Source organism: Idiomarina sp. H2 (assembly GCF_004364275.1).
GTDB lineage: Bacteria > Pseudomonadota > Gammaproteobacteria > Enterobacterales > Alteromonadaceae > Idiomarina > Idiomarina loihiensis.
Map to the genome: position 1 here is coordinate 1 of NZ_SNZY01000015.1, position 18470 is coordinate 18470.

At 45.8% G+C, this 18470-nt stretch carries 16 protein-coding genes, 1 pseudogene and 1 riboswitch; of the genes and pseudogenes, 10 read left to right on the plus strand and 7 right to left on the minus strand.

The annotated features are described in order from the left end of the window. Positions 1 to 84: 84 nt before the first annotated feature. Positions 85 to 561, plus strand: a pseudogene (locus tag DET62_RS14020) (IS3 family transposase); the annotation flags it as partial. On the opposite strand, the gene DET62_RS14025 reads toward DET62_RS14020, so the two are convergent. From DET62_RS14025 to DET62_RS14055, 6 genes are all read right to left on the minus strand, one after another. Further along, positions 558 to 1022 carry a hypothetical protein gene (locus tag DET62_RS14025; protein WP_133566309.1) on the minus strand — a complete coding sequence of 155 codons (465 nt, stop codon included), beginning with the start codon at positions 1020 to 1022 and terminating at the stop codon, positions 558 to 560. The pseudogene DET62_RS14020 and the gene DET62_RS14025 sit on opposite strands and share 4 nt — an antisense overlap. Positions 1023 to 1539: 517 nt before the next feature. Next, entirely contained in the window at positions 1540 to 1881 is a 342-nt protein-coding gene (locus DET62_RS14035) for a LytTR family DNA-binding domain-containing protein (protein WP_110014382.1), read from the minus strand. A 2-nt stretch (positions 1882 to 1883) separates the two neighbouring features. Then, the gene (locus DET62_RS14040) at positions 1884 to 2261 is read right to left on the minus strand and encodes a hypothetical protein (RefSeq protein WP_110014383.1); all 378 of its coding nucleotides are present in this window, start codon (positions 2259 to 2261) and stop codon (positions 1884 to 1886) included. Positions 2262 to 2383: 122 nt separating this feature from the next. After that, positions 2384 to 2944 carry a tyrosine-type recombinase/integrase gene (locus tag DET62_RS14045; RefSeq protein ID WP_110014384.1) on the minus strand — a complete coding sequence of 187 codons (561 nt, stop codon included), beginning with the start codon at positions 2942 to 2944 and terminating at the stop codon, positions 2384 to 2386. A 475-nt stretch (positions 2945 to 3419) separates the two neighbouring features. Beyond that, entirely contained in the window at positions 3420 to 3920 is a 501-nt protein-coding gene (locus DET62_RS14050) for a cytochrome b/b6 domain-containing protein (protein WP_110014385.1), read from the minus strand. An 80-nt stretch (positions 3921 to 4000) separates the two neighbouring features. Next, positions 4001 to 5977, minus strand: coding sequence for an LTA synthase family protein (locus tag DET62_RS14055; RefSeq protein ID WP_110014386.1), 1977 nt, complete (start codon positions 5975 to 5977; stop codon positions 4001 to 4003). Between the two features lie 109 nt (positions 5978 to 6086). On the opposite strand from DET62_RS14055, the gene DET62_RS14060 reads away from it, so the two are divergent. Genes DET62_RS14060 through DET62_RS14080 form a run of 5 tightly spaced genes read left to right on the plus strand, consistent with a single transcriptional unit; the run spans position 6087 to position 10724 of the window. Beyond that, a complete protein-coding gene (locus DET62_RS14060) occupies positions 6087 to 6449 on the plus strand; it encodes a diacylglycerol kinase (RefSeq protein WP_110014387.1) in 363 nt (120 codons plus the stop codon). Continuing rightward, positions 6437 to 7132, plus strand: a complete 696-nt coding sequence (locus DET62_RS14065; protein ID WP_110014388.1) for a phosphatase PAP2 family protein — start codon at positions 6437 to 6439, stop codon at positions 7130 to 7132. The genes DET62_RS14060 and DET62_RS14065 overlap by 13 nt, the downstream gene beginning before the upstream one ends. After that, a complete protein-coding gene (locus DET62_RS14070; protein ID WP_110014389.1) occupies positions 7113 to 8696 on the plus strand; it encodes a phosphoethanolamine--lipid A transferase in 1584 nt (527 codons plus the stop codon). The genes DET62_RS14065 and DET62_RS14070 overlap by 20 nt, the downstream gene beginning before the upstream one ends. Continuing rightward, complete coding sequence (locus tag DET62_RS14075) at positions 8677 to 9342, plus strand: response regulator transcription factor (RefSeq protein ID WP_110014390.1); 666 nt, start codon at positions 8677 to 8679, stop codon at positions 9340 to 9342. The genes DET62_RS14070 and DET62_RS14075 overlap by 20 nt, the downstream gene beginning before the upstream one ends. Further along, complete coding sequence (locus DET62_RS14080) at positions 9339 to 10724, plus strand: ATP-binding protein (protein WP_110014391.1); 1386 nt, start codon at positions 9339 to 9341, stop codon at positions 10722 to 10724. The genes DET62_RS14075 and DET62_RS14080 overlap by 4 nt, the downstream gene beginning before the upstream one ends. Before the next feature lie 38 nt (positions 10725 to 10762). Here DET62_RS14080 and DET62_RS14085 read toward each other — a convergent pair whose 3' ends face one another. Beyond that, positions 10763 to 11320: a manganese efflux pump MntP family protein gene (locus DET62_RS14085; RefSeq protein WP_110014392.1), complete on the minus strand. Its 558-nt coding sequence runs from the start codon at positions 11318 to 11320 to the stop codon at positions 10763 to 10765. A 38-nt stretch (positions 11321 to 11358) separates the two neighbouring features. Then, a riboswitch (yybP-ykoY riboswitch) is annotated at positions 11359 to 11496 on the minus strand. A gap of 539 nt (positions 11497 to 12035) precedes the next feature. On the opposite strand from DET62_RS14085, the gene DET62_RS14095 reads away from it, so the two are divergent. From DET62_RS14095 to DET62_RS14110, 4 genes are all read left to right on the plus strand, one after another. After that, positions 12036 to 13286, plus strand: a complete 1251-nt coding sequence (locus tag DET62_RS14095) for a TolC family protein (protein ID WP_110014393.1) — start codon at positions 12036 to 12038, stop codon at positions 13284 to 13286. Positions 13287 to 13289: 3 nt separating this feature from the next. After that, positions 13290 to 14435 carry an efflux RND transporter periplasmic adaptor subunit gene (locus tag DET62_RS14100; protein WP_110014394.1) on the plus strand — a complete coding sequence of 382 codons (1146 nt, stop codon included), beginning with the start codon at positions 13290 to 13292 and terminating at the stop codon, positions 14433 to 14435. Between the two features lie 11 nt (positions 14436 to 14446). Then, the gene (locus DET62_RS14105; protein ID WP_110014395.1) at positions 14447 to 17644 is read left to right on the plus strand and encodes a CusA/CzcA family heavy metal efflux RND transporter; all 3198 of its coding nucleotides are present in this window, start codon (positions 14447 to 14449) and stop codon (positions 17642 to 17644) included. Positions 17645 to 17706: 62 nt separating this feature from the next. Next, the coding region (locus DET62_RS14110) for a cation diffusion facilitator family transporter (protein ID WP_110014396.1) at positions 17707 to 18470 on the plus strand (764 nt) is incomplete at its 3' end.

An 18470-nucleotide genomic window follows, 5' to 3' on the forward strand; every position in this document is an offset into this window, starting at 1 on the left:
TTAAGTGGAGAGCCGTATGCGCTGAAAGGTGCACGTACGGTTCGGTGAGGAGAAGCAGGGAGATAGTGAGACTACGCCCTGCTTCTTACTCTACTGCGCACTTACGAAGGCTTCCTTTACGTGGCAACGGTTATCGACTTGTTCTCCAGACGCGTTGTCGGCTGGTCAATGGACAAAAATATGGATAAACATCTGGTTATCAGAGCACTGCTCATGGCGGTTTATCAGCGACGCCCGAAAGAGAAAGTTCTGGTACACAGCGATCAGGGCAGCCAATATGGCAGCTCTGATTACCTGGCATTCATGAAAGAGCACAACCTAATACCATCGATGAGCCGACGTGGGAACTGCCACGACAATGCCGTTGCTGAAAGCTTTTTTGCCACATTTAAAAAGCGGGTCATCCGGAAAAAGATTTACCCGAACAGGAACGAAGCGAAGACTGAGATATTTAATTTTATCGAGATGTTTTACAATCCAAAAAAGCGTCATTCTCATACAGGCGGCGTATCGCCTGCTAACTTTGAAAAGGCGTACTTTGAAAATCTACAGACTGTCTAGTGAAAGCTGGGAAGTCCAGTCTTCGGATCTTGAAGTCGTCCATGTAAATAGATGATCCCTGTTAGCGGAACACCAAGACTTATGTCAGGAAAGGCAGGAGGTTGATAGATCTCTAGTTCTCCGTCGTTAACTGATTTCTCAAACAAGAGATCAAAGTTAGTAGTGACGATTTGAGGCTTACCCTCTTGGTCCGACGAAATTCTAGCAATTACACTATGTTCTGTACTTTTCGCTCCATCTACTCGATAGTTCCATAACCGCTCAGCAACCAACTCATTAACTTCATCCCGACCATATTCCTGATGAAGAAGATGAAAAATCTGGTCGAGAGGAGTTTTTGAGCGTTTGCTTCCGCTCTCATTTTCCTCTATCCATGGTCTAAACTCTGACTCTACAGCCGACCCTTTAGGCGGATCGAAAAAATCCATCACATACTTTGCAAGATTGTAAAAGTCTGGCATGCCAGCGCTTAGAGAGACTCCGGCCCCGCACAAAAAAACTACTTGCCCCCGATCTCGTCTCTCCAGCAACAAGTCGGGAATGTTGGGTCCTTCCGAAAAAAAGCGCATCTACTAATATTCCATTTTCTAAGTAAGTCACCTGCTCTATATTTAGCCAAAGTTTCATAGAACGACATAAATCATGTACTAAAGACATGAATTCTAGAGCTTTCTCATCATGTCACTATAGACTTGCATGCAGCAATCGCAAGAAATATTGGTCCTAAGCTTAACCTAGCTGCAGTTAGCTTAACTTGATGGAAAAGGACTTCACAGTACCCATTCTAAGCCGCATGGGGTTCGTGAAACTCACAATAGGCAACCATATAACGGTAGACATCCGAAAAAGCTAAAGGATGGTCAAGTCAAGTTTGGTATCGAGGCGCCAGCAAATGTCCCTATCATGCGTGATGGCGCTGTTAAAGGAGCCCCTAAGACAAAAAATAAGCCCAGGGTTAACCTACCCTGAGCCTATCCCTTACAAACCAATATCGAGCATCAGCTGGCGCTTATAATGACTTCCCAACGGAAGCACGGTCTCATCAGCTAATTCCACTTCCTGGTATCGACCTAACTCTGATAAGAGCTTTCTCAATTGGTCTCGCTTTACGATGTGACTGCGATGGATGCGAATGAATCTATCGTCCAGTAATTCCTCCATGTCAGATAGCGTTGCTCGATGCAGCACTCGCTCGTTGCCAAAGTAGATCTTTACGTAATTACCAAACGCTTCCACACGTTCAATCGACGCAACAGCAACAAAGCGAACCTCACCTGGTCGCATTTTAACGCCAATAATGTTTCGTTTCATGCTAGCCATAGTTAGTCCCTCTCCATGACCAAATCCGCATCAATGCTGTTACCACCAGCCAGCTGAATCGATGTTCGCCCCTTAATCGAGTAATCGTTGTAGATAGCGAATAGCAATGTCGAGCTGAGACCAATCGCGATAATTGCAGTGATCAGCGACCCTGTAGATAGCGTTCCGATAATACCTGAGCCCCAGCCCAGCGGATTCCAGAAATTGGTAGCAAAGACGCCTGCAGAGCCAATAGCTAAAGCAAAAGCTCCAGATGAGGCTGACTTAACCGTTTTCACATCATCAGCCAGTGACGCGCTTTTTACAGCAATTGTTTTATCCCGCCTTTCGATGGCTAGCTCTAGTTCCGACTTGGTATGAACCACCGTTACATTCGACATAAATGTTCTCCTAATTGACAGTTAATTAACTGCAGCCGTAACTGCCATTAGGTGATATAGGTTTTAATCTCGCTTGATTGGTACTTCGGATGGACGACACAAAAAATAGGGGCCCTCAGCCCCTATAGCTCTAATTCAGCAAAGTCACGGTCAACATCCTCCTGAGTAATGCCAATATAACGCAGCGTCACAGCCTCAGAGCTATGACGTAGCATCTTCATTACCCTGGCGATGTCGTTTGTGTTCTTATAAAGGTGATAGCCTCGGGTCTTTCGCATTGAATGAGTTCCAAGTTTAATGCCAACCTCCTCTCCAATCGCCGCGAACGCCCGCGAAACGTAACGGCGGCTAATCGGGGCCTCGTCCAAGCCTTTAGACCATTGGTTTCGATAGGATTGAAATAGGTAAGTATGATCTGGATGCTCCTCTTTAATGCGAGCAATAATCGACCGTGCTTTGTCGTTCAATTTAATCGTTGCTTGTTTCGACGTCTTCCCTTCAACCAGGGTCAGACGCTCATCGTTTATGTTTTCAAACTTGATAGACAGTAAATCTGAAATCCGTAACGCCAGGTTCAAGCCGATATCCCAGACGTCGGCAATTTGCTGACCGTAGGTTCGTTTGAGAAGGTAGCTAATGAGCTTCACGGTATCCAGATCTTTAACCGCTTGTACTTCGGCCATGATCGAGTTCCTTTTTTGCTGTAAAACGTGATTTTGAGTACTTAAGAGGGTATAAAGGGGGAAATAGCCCGTTTTTAGTGAGTTTGCTTGTTCCCGTTATTGCATTTTGGGAACATCGTCTTTCCTTGTGCTTTACGCCCAACGAGATGATGTATGTTTCAAATATTTAGAGGCTGATTCGAGAAGGACTCCTAACGTTACTAATTCTAGCTAAACGAATAAGGAGCTTTAATTGGCTGACTACATAAACAAAAATATTCTAAGCCAAGCATTCATTCACGTTGAACCGACTTCTCTTTACTCAAATGAAGCTATAGTGGCCTAATTAATTAGGTAGCCAAATCAACTATGCCACTACAAACCAATTAATTTCAAAAACTTCTGCATCAATGGTACGGAAGTGTTAGCCAATTGATTGACCAGTCAAACTCGATGACTGTGGGCATGCCTAACGACATGCTCCTTTTTTAAATTATTATTGCTCAGAATTTACCAGATATTCAAAAGTAGCTGCCAAGATGTGTATCGCCAGTAAAACAGGCAGTAGATACAAGCCAAACAGTTTGTGTACTTCTTCCGCAGGTTCATGAATAACTTTTAGTGCCGTTAAGTCAAACTGAACGCTAAACCAGTTAAACACGACTACCGCTTCATTTTCAGTAAAAAGATAAAGCGGACCAGTTATAACTAATACCACCAAACTCAACAGAATAAGATAATGAACACCGCGCGCAATAATTCCTTTTACATCCATCGAATGTGTTTTCGGAAAACCCTGTTTTAGGCGGTAAGTTGTTCGCCACAACAAAAACCAGAACGCAAAAAAACCGATGCTAATATGGACTGCTTTTAAAAAACCTTCGGTACTTTCTTCAGCAGCAAAAAGCATCATATAGCCGAGCGTGAGCATAACGGTCACAAGAATAACCGTGAACCAGTGATTAATCTTTGATAAGCCAGAGTAGTGGGTATTCATAAAGCCCCCTTTTGATTGTCAGGAATCATTATGAATACCCTTTATTAAGAAAATCTTAAGCGACCAGACTAATAAGCACTCTAGTTGAGACCTTCCGGCACAAAGTAAGCCCGATTTTGATACAGCCAGGATGGCAACAACGCATGTGCCAGTGCCTCTTCGTGTAATTGGCTATTCGTCTTATCATCTGCGACAAAGCGGTTTTTCTGAACGTCGTAATGACCCGTCATATCCTCGCCCGGCGTTAATATGGCCACGCCCTCGTTAGTCATCCACGCATAATTACTACCAAACTGCATCATCGCACGATTAGCGGGTGGTACATCTTTTGCTGATAGATCCTGCCCTATTGCCGGGGTCCAGGCAGAAATACCCGCAAGCGATATAACGGTCGGTAATAAATCAATTTGACTGGCTATTGAGTCGATTTCCCTGGGTTGAATCGACCCACCCAAAATAAGTCCGGGTATACGGAATTTATTAATGGGCACTAATTCGTTGCCGTAGACACGCGTATCATGGTCAGCAACAATCAGAAAAATTGTATCCTCCCAATAGTCACTATTTTTAGCCTTTTCAATGAACTGACCCAAAGCAAAATCAGCGTATTTCACGGCATTCTCAACCGTATTTTTTGGCTTTGAATAAAGCTCAATTGCATTGTCAGGAAACTCAAACGGCTCGTGGTTTGAAGAAGTGAAAACTAAACTAAAGAAGGGTTGTCCGGCTTTTCCCAGTTCTTCCAAGCGCTGATGCGCGGTATTAAATAAATCGCCGTCACTTACTCCCCAACTACCCAAAAATTGTGGATTAGTGATGTCACTTTGCCCCAGTGTTGACTGAAAGCCGTTGCCGATGAAAAAGGTTCCCATATTGTCAAAATGTGTTTCACCACCGTAAATAAACTCGGTGAAATAGCCTTTACGCGACAGCAAATCAGCCGCTGTGTAAAAGTTTTGCTGCGACAAGGAGAGTTTTACCGTGCTGCGTGCAGGTGTCGGTAAAAAGCTTGAAATGACCGCTTCAATGCCACGAACCGAACGCGTTCCCGTCGCGTATAGTTGCTTAAACCACCAACCTTCCTGCCGCAACTGTTCAAGGTTTGGCGTCACACCAATGCCACCTAAATCTTTAACAAAAGTAGCCCCCAGACTTTCTTCCAGAATAACAACAATATTCTTCGGTTTATCGTAGTTACGGGAAGCGGTATTAAAATGCACCGTTGGGTATTGCTCTGACGGAAAGGTCTTCGCGACTAAGTGAGGTTGTTTTTTCGCGGTATTGAGTATTTGCTCGATTGAGGCACTACCATAAACACGGGCAGCACTCCCCTCGTGGCGTATATTATAAATTGCGTATTCCACCGAATAAGCTGAACTAATAATTAAACTATTCACCAATGCATCAGAGGTCACCGCGAAAAAGGCCGGGTTAGCCGGCCGATGCGCCAGGGTTGAACGAACCCCCGCAAAAACAAGAATCACCAATACCGGCCAGACAATCAGCGAACTGACAATGTGTTTGTGCCCAACGCCGGTTGATCTATTCAAGCACTTTGCTAATTTAGTTAACCCATATAAAAAGCCAATCACAACCACACCGCTTAAAAATAACCAGGGTTTAAAACCGCCCCAGAGCGTACTAAACACTTCTTTGGGGTATGCTAAATATTCAATAAACAAACGGTTAGGCCGCAAATCGTACTGCATAATAAAGGCAGGCGTTGATATCTCCATAAACGCAATATAGGTAATAGCAACAATCAGCCAGATGCCCTGAATTTTCTGCCAAAGCCCGACACCCCAGCGGTTTAGAAATAGCGGCGCCAATAACAATAATGGCAGTGTCAGATACCCCATCTGAACAACGTCAGCCCTCAATCCCATCATCATCAGATAGCCAATATTTCCGGCCTCTGTTACGCGCTCATGCTGCCAGATAAAGAGCAGTAGACGGCTGACACTCAAAATAATTAACCCAAGCCCAAACCCGGTAATCAGCGTGCGATAGTGCGCTAACGACCTTCCCCCTCTCTTTAGCAAATAAACATTATGCATTAACAATCCAACCCAGTTTTGATGATGGTTTGGATAGTAAACGGGGAACCTTAAGCTGAACTTAATATTGGTTGCTTAGGATGCAGTTTTTATCGTGACAGGAATCATCATGAAACCAGGTAAAATCGGAATAATCCGAATACTTCATGCAACTCGGTATTCCATAAAAGGGCTTAAGGCTGCATGGCTTTTTGAAGCGGCGTTCCGTCAAGAAGTGGTACTGGTCATTTTATTAGCGCCTATTTTAATTCTGGCACCGCTGGCGCTAATAGAGCGACTAATAATGTTTTTGTCTCTGTCCGGCTTGCTCATTACTGAATTGCTTAATTCCGCTGTCGAAGCTGTGGTCGATCGCATCGGTGAGGACTTTCACGAACTTAGCGGGCGCGCGAAGGATATTGCGTCGGCTGCCGTATTCCTTGCCATCCTTCAGTTCATCATCGTTTGGGCAGCGCTATTATGGCCGTTTTGAAAATGACAACGATCTGGCAACGTTGGCTGTTTACGCTACTAATTTTTATTGCTGTATTAACAACGGCAGAATTATTTGATCTCAAGTTTTTAGTTGCCAATAAACTCTATCAACTCGAGGGTTTTCAGTGGTCACTTAAACACCACTTTGTTACTGAAACTATTTTTCATGAAGGTGTGCGCAACCTCAATCTAATCGCAGTCATTTCGCTATTAGCCTTGACCTTAGTCCAGTTTTTTCCGGGAAAAAATCACTCTCAGCGGCGTCGCTATGTGCTGCTGCTCTTATCCCTTTTACTGTCTTTTGGCTTGGTTAATTACCTCAAGGCCACTCTGGGTATGGACTGCCCCTGGGATCTGCGTCTATACGGCGGCACTAAACCCTACGTTAATTTGTGGTCGTTAAGTGACAGTCACTTTAGCTCTGGACGATGCTTTCCGTCGGGGCATTCGAGTATCGGTTTTGCGTGGATCGGACTTTATTTTTTCTGGCGTAAAAACCGCCCCGACCTTGCTAAGACATCGGCCGTTTTGTCACTTCTTGTCGGCTTCATCCTCGGCTTTGCACAACAACTGCGTGGCGCCCACTTCTTCGTCGACGATATCGCCACAGCCTTTATTTGCTGGAGCATCGCGTTATTCATTTTTCATATAGGTGAACAGCATGAAACGACTAACCCTTAATTTTTCACTACTGTTAACGGTCGTTGCGACCTGGTTAACCTTTGCCTACTCCGGCCCATTGTTAAGCGCTTTGGAGGCTTACGGTGTAAAACCATTCACACAGTTTAAGTTAATGGCATTCACACTCTGTTTTTATGCCTTTGTGCTAGCGTTAAGCCGGTTCGTTAATGCGTTCAAGCCACTGGCGATTATTTTAATGATTGTGGCTGCACCAGCCTCATTTTATATGTTGCAATACGGCATTGTTATTGACCCCGACATGCTTATCAACACCATAGAAACCGATCCGGCAGAGGCAGGAGACCAACTTTCTACCGGTTTTTTTATCACATTAATAGCACTGGGTATCGTCCCTTCTTTATTGCTGGTGTACATAAAAATCCCCAAAGCAAGACCGCTAACACAGATTAAACAGAGTCTTGTTGCAACAGCCTGCTTCTGCTTTTTAGCGGTTGGTATTGCTTATACAAGTTATGACGACTTTGCCTCCTTATTTCGTAACCATCGGGATATAAAATATCGGATCGCACCCTTCAATGTCGTCTCTGCGAGCGTCTCAGTTGTAAGACAAAAGCTCGAGAAGCCGGCTCAGTTTACCGCTTTGGGGCAGGACGCAGTGCAAACTAAAGCCTCGGAAAAACCAAGAATCATGGTGGTCGTATTGGGCGAAACGGCACGTGCCGATCACTTCTCACTCAATGGCTATGATCGGCCGACAACCCCCATGCTCTCGGAACTGGCAACATCAGAGCAACTCTTGAGCTACAAAGATGCTATGTCATGCGGCACAGCCACGGCTGTCTCTGTTCCCTGTATGTTCAGTTTTTTAACGGCTGATAATTATTCCAACGCCGCCAGAAGTTCGAGTAATGTATTAGATGTTTTAGAAACCGCCGGTATCAATGCGACCTGGATTGAAAATAACTCCGGGTGCAAAGACGTCTGTAACCGTATTAATACCATTGTAATGAATGAAAATAGGTGTGGAGAAACGGGCTGCTACGACTTTGATATGCTTGATGAATTGAAATCCTGGTTACAAAACATCACTCAGGATTCAATCATTGTACTTCACCAAATGGGCAGCCACGGACCAGCATACTACGAGCGTTCACCAGAAAAACTCAAACGATTTTTTCCGGAATGCAAAAGCCGGGAATTAACGAACTGCACAAAAGACGAAATTATAAATGCCTACGACAACAGCTTATTGATAACGGACCGGCTCGTCAGTCAGGTCATTAGGTTGTTGAGGAGCCACAACGAGCTGGACAGCAGCATGATGTATGTATCCGACCACGGTGAGTCCCTAGGTGATAACGGTATCTACCTGCATGGTTTACCGAACTGGTTAGCCCCTAAAGAACAGCGTCATATTCCATGGATAACCTGGCCTACAAAGACATTTGAAATGACGAAAAATAATTCAGATGCCGATATTAGCCATGATAATTTCTCGCATACTGTATTGGGTTACTTTAATGTAGAAACGTCACTTTATAATGCAAACCTTGATTTAACGCAGATTAACGAGAGATATGCGAATGCGTCTACTACTCCTTGAAGATGACAAAACCTTGGCAGAAGGTATCATTAAAGGCCTGAACCGTATGGGTTATGTTGTCGAACTAGCTATGAATCTGTCACAAGCGGAAAGTGCTCTCAAAACCGACCAATTCGAACTCGCAATCTTTGATCTCGGCCTACCCGATGGTAATGCGGTATCCCTCATCAAAAAGCTCCGCAAGGCAGGCCAACAAGTTCCTATTGTCGTGCTCACCGCTTGGGATGACATTGATACGAAGGTGCTGGCACTGAATGAGGGAGCCAATGACTACGTTGTAAAGCCATTTGAACTGCGTGAGTTAGAAGCCCGTATTCGGGTTCAGGTACGAAAAGCAAACCAGCAATTAAACGATGTTATAATCTGCGGTGAGCTCAGTGTTGATATCGCATCACAACAATGTCGTTTCCGCAATAAAGTCATCAATTTGACCCGGTTAGAATGGTTGTTAGTTAAACAATTAGCATTACATATGGGCAGAATAGTGAGTAAAGAGCAACTAGAGAGCGCATGTTATGGTTGGAATGGTGATAACGAAAGCAATTCGTTAGAGGTTCACATTCACCATTTGCGCAAGAAACTGGATCCTAGCCTGATAACCACCATCCGGGGTTTAGGCTATCGATTAAAAGACGAATCATTATGAAACTTTGGTCGCTTCGCCGCTCATTGGTTATTGGCATTAACTTAGCTGTAATTGCGGTATTAGCGATTACAGCCTGGACCAGTTATCGGGATATCCTGCACGAATTGGATGAAGTTTTTGATGCGCAACTCGCACAAACCGCAAAGTCGCTAGCAACATTTTATACACCGTCCCCGGAAACTCACTCAGTACCCAAAAGAATCCCGATATCAAACTATGATGATACCGGTGAAGACGAGCCCGCTAATGAGAGGGGCCCTAGCGGCCATAAGTACGAGTCAAAAATCGGCTATCATATATACAGTGCCAATGGTGAATTGTTGGCTTTCACCAATCAGCTCCGGGTACTACCACTTAAAAATTTAGAGGCTGGCTACCATACGTTAGAGAATGATGCGCAAACATGGTTTATTTACAGTTATTTCTCAGAATCTAAAGGCATCTGGGTGCGCACTTTTCAACGACAGGATGTACGCAGTGAGCTAAGTGGCTACCTGGCTTCAGAACAACTATACCCGCTATTATTGATGTGGGTTCCTATCAGCCTAATTATACTCTTCATTATTTATCTTGTACTGAAACCCGTTAACAGATTTGCCTTAGACTTAAGAGCCAGAGCGTTAAATAACCTGTCTCCAATTGAGTCCGACCTGCCCAAAGAGTTGATCCCGATAAAACAGGCAATTAATAAACTATTACATCAAATTAAGATGTTTTCAGAGCGGGAAAAGCGCTTTATTGCTGATGCGTCACATGAATTGCGCACACCGTTAAGCGCCATTCAGGTACATGCGGAAAATATTATTCATGCTGAATCTCTGGAGGATTCTAAACAGTCCGGTAAAGCTATTTTTCATGCCGTAGAGCGGATGTCGCATTTAGTTAATCAACTCTTGCGTTTAAATCGACTGGATAGTTTGGATAATTCTGCCGACTTTGATGAAATTGAAATTAAAACCTTGGTTTCCTTAGCGATTGATAGCCTACCCATCAATCAAGTCGAGGACTACCAATGGCAAATCGGTGTTCCCACAATAAAAATAACGTGCAATAACGCGTTAATAGTCAGCGCATTGACCAACCTCTTATCCAACGCAATGAAATTTTCACCGGCAGACTCCACTATACAAATAGAAGCGGTTGATACATCGGCAAGCATTATTATCAAGATAAGAGATCAAGGCAGCGGTGTGCCCGCCGAAATAACTGAACAAATGGGAGAGCGTTTTTATCGATTCCGCGAACACACTAATATCGCCGGCTCTGGTCTGGGGCTGTCCATCACCTCGAAAATAATACAATTGCACCATGGCAAGATATCATTTAACAATATCCAGCCATCTGGGTTTGAAGTGCAGATAGAGCTACCAAATTCAGATTAGACAGTGAAATTATAGCGTTATCCTAATAAACTCTTTTCTTATATGTGGCTTAACAAGATCCAAAAACCCACTCCAATTAAAGTAATCCCGCCGAACATTTCTGCCCAATGACCTATTACCGCTCCAACAAAGCGCCCTAACATCACTCCCAAAGTAACCATAAGGGTTGTAGCTAAACCGATAAGCACCGCGGCAAGCCAAATATTCACATCAATAAAGGCCAGGCCTACACCAACTGCCATGGCATCAATGCTGGTGCCTAACGCCGTAAGAGAAACTTTAAAAAACGATTGTCTGGAGGGTTTGTCTACCTCTTCTCCGCCGGGTCTAAAGCCTTCATAAACCATATGTAAACCAAGGGCCAGCAATAAAAAGAAGGCTACCCAATGATCCCAGACTTCAACATAAGAGGCTGCTGATTTACCGACCAACCAACCAATAACAGGGGTTATTGCTTCAATCGTCCCGAAAATCACGCCCATTCTTAGTGCTTCGAAAAAACGAGGACGGTTAAGACTTGCCCCTTTACCGACAGCCGCAGAAAAAGCGTCCGTTGACATAGAAAAAGCAAGTAAAAGAAGAGCAATTAGGTTCATTGAGTTATCTCCGGCTGTGCATTCTGAGTCCACGATATACCCACACGCCCAACCTTCAGCATGGATATATCGATGGTCTCGCCAACCGAGAGGTGTTCGCACCATGGCATGTGGCCAATTATGTTGACACGAACGCTTCCAACTATGGAAACAGGCTACTCCCCAAAGATGAGCTATATTACCAATCAACCTAAGATTTCACAAACTTTGCTCAGCCTCTAACATTGGGAACTCAAGTAGATTCTTGTAAACCCATATTAATTACGTTATCGTTTAATAGCTTTACAAACCAAGGGCTATAATGTTCAGACTGGGGTTTATCATAGTGATTTTGTTTGCGGTTCTGACTCAAATTAGTCAGGCAGTCGCAGACGTGCACCAGTCTCACCAGTCTTCCTCCGAACAGCACCTCAGCTTTGAGCACGACGAATCTCATATTGATAAGGAGGAGCTTCCTCTTAATGGCGATATCAGTTTTGATTGTCATCATTGCTGTCACTGCCACGGTTCATTCCATCTTTATGCAATGAAATCAGAAAAAGCTATGGCGCTCCCTCGTTTCAAAACGTCTCGCTCTGGTTATATTGAAGTTTATTCTAACCCTTTATCTTTACCGCTATTTCGGCCTCCAATCTCCTCATAACTGTTTTAAACGTTGCAACGCAGCGGATCAATTCGAATTATTAACGCAGTAAAATGACCGAGGAGTCTATCTATGGGTCCGTTTTCGACACATAGCAAACGCTTGTTTGTTGCCGTAAGTCTGGCAATAAGCTCAAGCTACGCCAATGCACAACAGTTGCCCGAGCAATGGCAACAAACTGTGCAGCAACACCCCAGTGTTGAAGCCGCTCAACAGCAGGCTGAAGCACTCATTCAACAGGGCAAGCAATTAAAGCAGCCTTTGTACAACCCTAGCTTATCATCACGCTTAGAGCGTGAGGGTGACATAAATAATTACGCTGTTGGTCTAAGCCAAACACTGGACTGGAGCACTCGCAATGAAGCACGTGCCAGTCAGAGTGACGCAATGACCGCTATGGCAATGAGTATTTATCGCCAGTCGGCGACATCGCATGCTAAAACGCTGCTGAATACCTATGTGCAATGGCTTGGTGCAAAACAGCGTTACGCACTGGCCAAGCAGCAAGAGAAAATCGTTAAACAGGCGATAAGCCTGGTTGCCGAACGACGTAAAGCCGGTGACTTAGGTGCCGTCGACGAACAACTGACGGTACTCGCACTAAGTCGGCAACTGCAACAAACGGCAGCTGCTTATCAACAACTGCAATCCGCTGAAGCAGAGTTAAACGCTCTGCTAACAACGTCTGATGTCGGTCAACTCTCCATTAATGAGGAGCTATTTAACGTTGAACCTGCGTTAACGGCTCGTTGGCAACAACATCCAGCGTTAAAAGCCGCTTACCTGCAATGGCAATTAAAGCGCGCCGATGTCGACTGGAAACGCTCGTTAACCACCGCCAACCCAACCATAGGCGTCGAAGCGGGCGAGAGCGATAACGAAACAGTAGTTGGCTTATCATTCAGCATTCCACTACAGATTCGCAATAACTACAGCGATGCGGTACGCGCAGCCAATAGCGAAGCTGTTGCTGAAGAAAAACGTTTGATTGCACTAAGGCAACAATGGCAAGCAGCACTGAAATCATCTCTTAACAATTATCGTTTTGTGAAAAAACAGTGGCAAAGCTGGCAAAAAGACTTTCAATCTCGGCAGGATGAGTCGATGCAGGTGATTGAACAGTCCTGGCTCGCCGGAGACTTATCCACCACCGACTACCTCACCGCCATGCAACAGCAGCTCGATAGTCAATTTGCAGGTATAGCGCTGCAAACACAATATCGGTTGGCCGCCATTGAATGGTTGTACCGTTCGGGCGAACTCAGTAAAGCGCTGACGTTATCGCCGTTAAGCCAGCAAACAAACGCAGAGATTGGAGAGTAAACGATGTCAGTAAAACCTTTATACGCAGCAATAGCACTTGCGCTGAGCTTTTCGGTTATGGCGCAGGATGAACACGGACACGACGAAAAAGAAGATACCCACAAGGAAGAAGGCAAACACGAGCAAGGTGAACATAAGGAAAGTGCAGGCGTGGAGCTATCCAGCAAGCAGCTGTCCATGGCAGATATCACCACGCGAACCTTGCAAACTCAAGTCATTGAATACCCGGTTTATGCCCCGGGCGAGGTGGTTGCTAACGACTTTAACAGCTACATCGTGAGTCCGCGCATCGATTCGACCGTACTCAAACGTTTTGTCAGTATTGGCGATCACGTCGAAAAAGGTGAACCACTAGCCACACTCTTCAGCGCAACTATGGCAGAGGCGCAAAGTCAGTATTTAGTCACACTTAACGAATGGCAACGCGTGCAGTCACTAGGTGAGTCAACGGTGGGTGAAAAACGCTTTGTCGAAGCGAAAAATGCCTTTACCTCAGCGCACGCGCAACTCAAAGCATTTGGTATGTCGGTCAGTGATATTAAGCGTTTAAGTAAAGCTAATTACCCTATCGGCGAATACCAACTGACCTCAGAAATTGGCGGAATTGTGGTTAGCGATAACTTCAAGCAGGGCCAGCAAGTCAATGCCGGTAACCACTTGGTTGAAGTTCTGCAAGAAGAAACCTTGTGGGTTAATGCTCGGCTACCAGGCTCAGCTGACCTTAATGTGCAGTTTGGTGATCCTGTTGCAGTGAGTGTCGACAATCACCGCTTTGCGGCAAAAGTCATTCAGGAAGGCCACACAATAGACCATAAAACTCGCACCCGAACGGTACGACTTGCGGTAAATAACGAAAAGGACCAATTACATCCCGGTTTATTTGCGGATGTTTATTTCTCAGTCAAGTCGGATGGACCGGTGCTTGCAGTTAAGGACTCTGCCTTGATGCGGGCACCTGATGGTGACTGGCAGATATTCATTGAGCACGAACCCGGAAAATTTGAACCGAAGAAAGTCGAGTTGATTGATCAAAAGGGTCCGTGGAAAGTTATTCGAGGCGTTAAGGAAGGCACAGAATACGTAGACAACGGCGCGTTTTTCGTTCGCTCACAAATCGCTAAAGGCGGTTTTGACCCACATAACCACTAACAGGAGGTTGTATGTTTCAGCGCATTATTCAGTTTGCTGTCGCTAATCGCCTGTTATTGGTATTGGCTTTATTCAGCATCAGCATTGCGTCATTTTTTGTTATTCCCAAACTTAATCTGGATGCCTTCCCCGATGTTACCAACGTTCAGGTAACGGTAAATACGGAGGCCCCCGGGTTAGCAGCGACCGAAGTCGAGCAGCTGATTACCTATCCGATAGAGTCGGTGATGTATGCTCTGCCCGACGTCAAAGAGGTTCGGTCAATCTCAAAAACAGGTTTATCGGGCATTACCGTAGTGTTTGACGAGAGTGTCGATATCTACTTTGCCCGGCAACTGGTGTTTGAACGACTGCAGGCGGCAAAGGAGTTGATACCCGAAGGCGTAGGTACACCCGAAATGGGTCCTAACTCTTCCGGCCTCGGCCAGGTTTATCAGTATCTGCTACTTGCCGAACCGGGCTCCGGTGTCAGCAGTATGGAGCTACGCAGTCTTAACGACTATGTGGTTAAACTGCTACTAATGCCCGTTGAGGGAATTACCGAAGTCTTGTCCTTTGGCGGTAAGGTTAAGCAATATCAGGTTAACCTAAATCCCGCGAAGTTACTGTCTTACGAACTCACACAGCAAGATGTGATGAGCGCGGTCAACAAGAATAACGGTAACGTTGGTGGTTGGTATATGCCCCGCGGTCAGGAGCAGTTGGTTATTCGCGGCACCGGCTGGTTGGATAGCGGTAAAAAAGGCCTGCAACAAATACGACAAATACCGCTCAAAACCGTTGACGGCGTTTCCGTAACACTGAGCCAGGTTGCCGACGTCGAAATCGGTAGTGAAATTCGCCAGGGGGCGGTCTCAATGTCGCGTAAAGTCGACAGCGAGGTCAACCAGCTGGGCGAAGTGGTGTCGGGTATTGTGCTCAAACGCATGGGCTCGAATACCAAAGCCACCATCGACGGTATTAAAAAGCGCATTCCGCTTATTCAGCAAGCATTACCCGAGGGTGTCACCTTTGAGCCGTATTATGATCAGGCCGATTTAATACAAAAAGCCGTATCTACGGTCGCGTATTCACTGCTCATTGCCTTTGTCTTTATTATCGCAGTATTAGCACTGTTTTTGCTCAACATACGCGCTACTTTTTTAGTGTTACTGTCCATTCCCGTTTCTATCGCCATTGCCCTGATGGTAATGTCCGCGATGGGCATGTCAGCTAACCTGATGTCGCTGGGCGGGATTGCTGTTGCCATTGGTATGCTGGTCGACGGCTCCGTGGTGATGGTTGAAAACATCTTTAAGCACTTAAGTCGTCCGGATAGTGAACACCAAGACGACGCCGAGCAACGCACAGAGCACCGCGACCCGGATCCTCAGGCAGCCAAACTCGATAGCCATGGTATCAAGCTGCGAGTTAAGGAAGCGGCGAACGAAGTGGCACGACCGGTATTCTTTGCCGCCATGATTATCTTGGTGGTCTTTATGCCACTGTTTAGTTTTCAGGGTGTTGAAGCTAAATTATTTGAGCCCATGGCTATCAGTATTATGTTGGCCATTATCTCCGCGGTTTTTGTGGCCATTATGGTTGTACCGGCATTAGCCAGTTACTTTTTCAGTCGGGGTATTAAGCCTCGTGAAAATAAACTGCTTAAACCACTAGATAATGGTTATAAAAGACTATTGTCGGTCGCTTTACGCAGTAAAAAGGCCGTTATTACCTTGGCCGGTGTGCTGTTTGTCGGCGCCTTGGTGTTAGTGCCTCGTCTCGGCACGGAGTTCGCTCCCGAACTGGAAGAAGGCACGATTAATATTCGCGTGACATTAGCCCCCTCCTCTAACCTTGAAACGGCCTTAGAGGTGGCTCCGAAGCTTGAAAAAATCCTGATTTCGTTCCCGGAAACCACCTACGCACTCAGCCGCATTGGACGAGCTGAAGTGGGCGGTGATCCAGAGCCTATCAGCAACATCGAGATATATGTGGGCCTTAAGCCGCAATCCGAATGGACAACGGCATCCGATCGCTACGCCTTACAAGAAAAAATGGAGGCAAAACTCGATGCTCACCCAGGCTTGTTGTTTAATTTTTCACAACCTATTGCAACACGGGTTGATGAACTGCTCTCAGGTGTAAAATCGCAGCTAGCCATCAAACTATTTGGACCCGAGCTTGACGTGTTGGCCCGTAAAGGCCAGGAAATAGAAGGTGCCGTCAAGCAAGTTGACGGGGCGGTTGCTGTAGCGATGGAGCAAATAAAAGGTGAAGCACAACTCGTGGTTTCGCCGAAACGCCAGCAACTCTCACGCTACGGCTTAAATGCCTCCGATGTACTAAGCGTTGTCGACAATGGCTTGGGTGGCGCTTCGGCAGGCCAGATCATTCGCGGTAATGAGCGCTATGATATTTACGTGCGGCTGGCCAAGCAATTCCGCGATACGCCGGAGTCTATTCGTTCGTTACGCCTGTTAACTCCCTCAGGGGCCTGGGTAACCTTAGGCGAAGTCGCCAACGTTGCAATTGAATCAGGACCACCGCAAATCCGTCGTGATGATGTCCAGCGTCGCGTTGTGATTCAATCAAACGTTCAGGATCGTGACATGGGCAGCGTGGTTGCCGATATTCGGAAGGCGATTGACGAAAAGGTGGATTTACCAACCGGTTACTCAGTCGACATTGGTGGCCAGTTCGAAAGTCAACAACGAGCACAGGAGCGCTTGTCCATTGTCGTTCCCATATCGCTGGCACTCATCGCCCTGCTGCTTTATTTTGCTTTCGGCACCATGGGTCAAGCCATGTTGATTTTGGTGAATGTACCATTGGCAGTCATCGGCGGTATTGTGGCTCTCTATGTGTCAGGACAGTACTTATCGGTGCCCAGCGCCGTGGGTTTCATCACACTGTTTGGTGTGGCGGTACTAAACGGTGTGGTTCTGGTCGAGAGTATTAACCAGAGAATAACCGATGGGCATGCGGTTAATGATGCCGTGTTTGATGGCGCATGGTCGCGACTCCGCCCAGTATTGATGACTGCAATAACCTCAGCGTTAGGACTCATTCCCATGCTGTTTGCAACCGGTGCAGGGGCTGAAATTCAACGCCCACTGGCTACCGTCATTGTTGGTGGTTTGGTATCAGCTACTCTGCTGACATTGGTTATCTTACCCGTGCTCTATCCTTGGTTTTCGAAACAAAAAATTAAGGATTTAAGCCGTTAGGGTTCAATAGCATTTAAGGGGGCGGTTATTGTCGCCCCCTTTTATTAAAAGAGGAACGTATTATGGGACATCACCATAACCATGATCACTCAAAGGACATGCCGTCCAACCGATTAGGTTGGGCATTTCTGCTTAACTTTGTTTTTACCATTATTGAGTTCATTGGTGGTTTTCTTACCAACAGTACCGCCATTTTAGCTGATGCCGTTCATGATCTTGGCGATAGCCTGTCGTTAGGTCTCGCGTGGATACTAAATAAACTTGGCAAAAAACAGGCTAACCAACACTTTACCTACGGTTATAAGAGACTGAATCTTGCCGGTGCATTTATTAATGCCGTTGTGTTAATCGCAGGCTCTGCCTGGGTACTTGTGGAAGCAATTCCCAGACTCTGGAACCCTCAGATGCCCGTCGCTGATGGCATGATTGCTTTAGCCGTCGTTGGCATTACAGTTAATGGATTTGCTGCTTACAAATTGTCAGAGGGCAAAACGTTAAACGAACGCGTTATTAACTGGCACTTGCTGGAGGATGTTCTCGGCTGGGTCGCTGTACTTATCGTTGGTATTGTTTTGCTGTTTGTGGATTGGCCAATTCTCGATCCGCTACTGTCGATTGGTTTTACTATGTTTATTTTAGTGAATGTGCTGCGCAACCTGTGGGCAACGCTGAAACTCTTCATACAAGCAACTCCGGACAAAGAAACCTACAGACAAGTCGCTGACACTTTGCTGGAGCTACCTCATGTTGCTGACCTACACCATCTGCATTTTTGGTCACTAGATGGCGAGGAGCATGTATTAACCGTTCATTTGGTGTTAACTGA

Coding starts and splice junctions, on each gene's coding strand:
- DET62_RS14025 (WP_133566309.1), bottom strand. CDS start 1,022: ATGCCAGACTTTTACAATCTTGCAAAGTATGTGATGGATTTTTTCGAT.
- DET62_RS14035 (WP_110014382.1), bottom strand. CDS start 1,881: ATGGCTAGCATGAAACGAAACATTATTGGCGTTAAAATGCGACCAGGT.
- DET62_RS14040 (WP_110014383.1), bottom strand. CDS start 2,261: ATGTCGAATGTAACGGTGGTTCATACCAAGTCGGAACTAGAGCTAGCC.
- DET62_RS14045 (WP_110014384.1), bottom strand. CDS start 2,944: ATGGCCGAAGTACAAGCGGTTAAAGATCTGGATACCGTGAAGCTCATT.
- DET62_RS14050 (WP_110014385.1), bottom strand. CDS start 3,920: ATGAATACCCACTACTCTGGCTTATCAAAGATTAATCACTGGTTCACG.
- DET62_RS14055 (WP_110014386.1), bottom strand. CDS start 5,977: ATGCATAATGTTTATTTGCTAAAGAGAGGGGGAAGGTCGTTAGCGCAC.
- DET62_RS14060 (WP_110014387.1), top strand. CDS start 6,087: ATGAAACCAGGTAAAATCGGAATAATCCGAATACTTCATGCAACTCGG.
- DET62_RS14065 (WP_110014388.1), top strand. CDS start 6,437: ATGGCCGTTTTGAAAATGACAACGATCTGGCAACGTTGGCTGTTTACG.
- DET62_RS14070 (WP_110014389.1), top strand. CDS start 7,113: ATGAAACGACTAACCCTTAATTTTTCACTACTGTTAACGGTCGTTGCG.
- DET62_RS14075 (WP_110014390.1), top strand. CDS start 8,677: ATGCGTCTACTACTCCTTGAAGATGACAAAACCTTGGCAGAAGGTATC.
- DET62_RS14080 (WP_110014391.1), top strand. CDS start 9,339: ATGAAACTTTGGTCGCTTCGCCGCTCATTGGTTATTGGCATTAACTTA.
- DET62_RS14085 (WP_110014392.1), bottom strand. CDS start 11,320: ATGAACCTAATTGCTCTTCTTTTACTTGCTTTTTCTATGTCAACGGAC.
- DET62_RS14095 (WP_110014393.1), top strand. CDS start 12,036: ATGGGTCCGTTTTCGACACATAGCAAACGCTTGTTTGTTGCCGTAAGT.
- DET62_RS14100 (WP_110014394.1), top strand. CDS start 13,290: ATGTCAGTAAAACCTTTATACGCAGCAATAGCACTTGCGCTGAGCTTT.
- DET62_RS14105 (WP_110014395.1), top strand. CDS start 14,447: ATGTTTCAGCGCATTATTCAGTTTGCTGTCGCTAATCGCCTGTTATTG.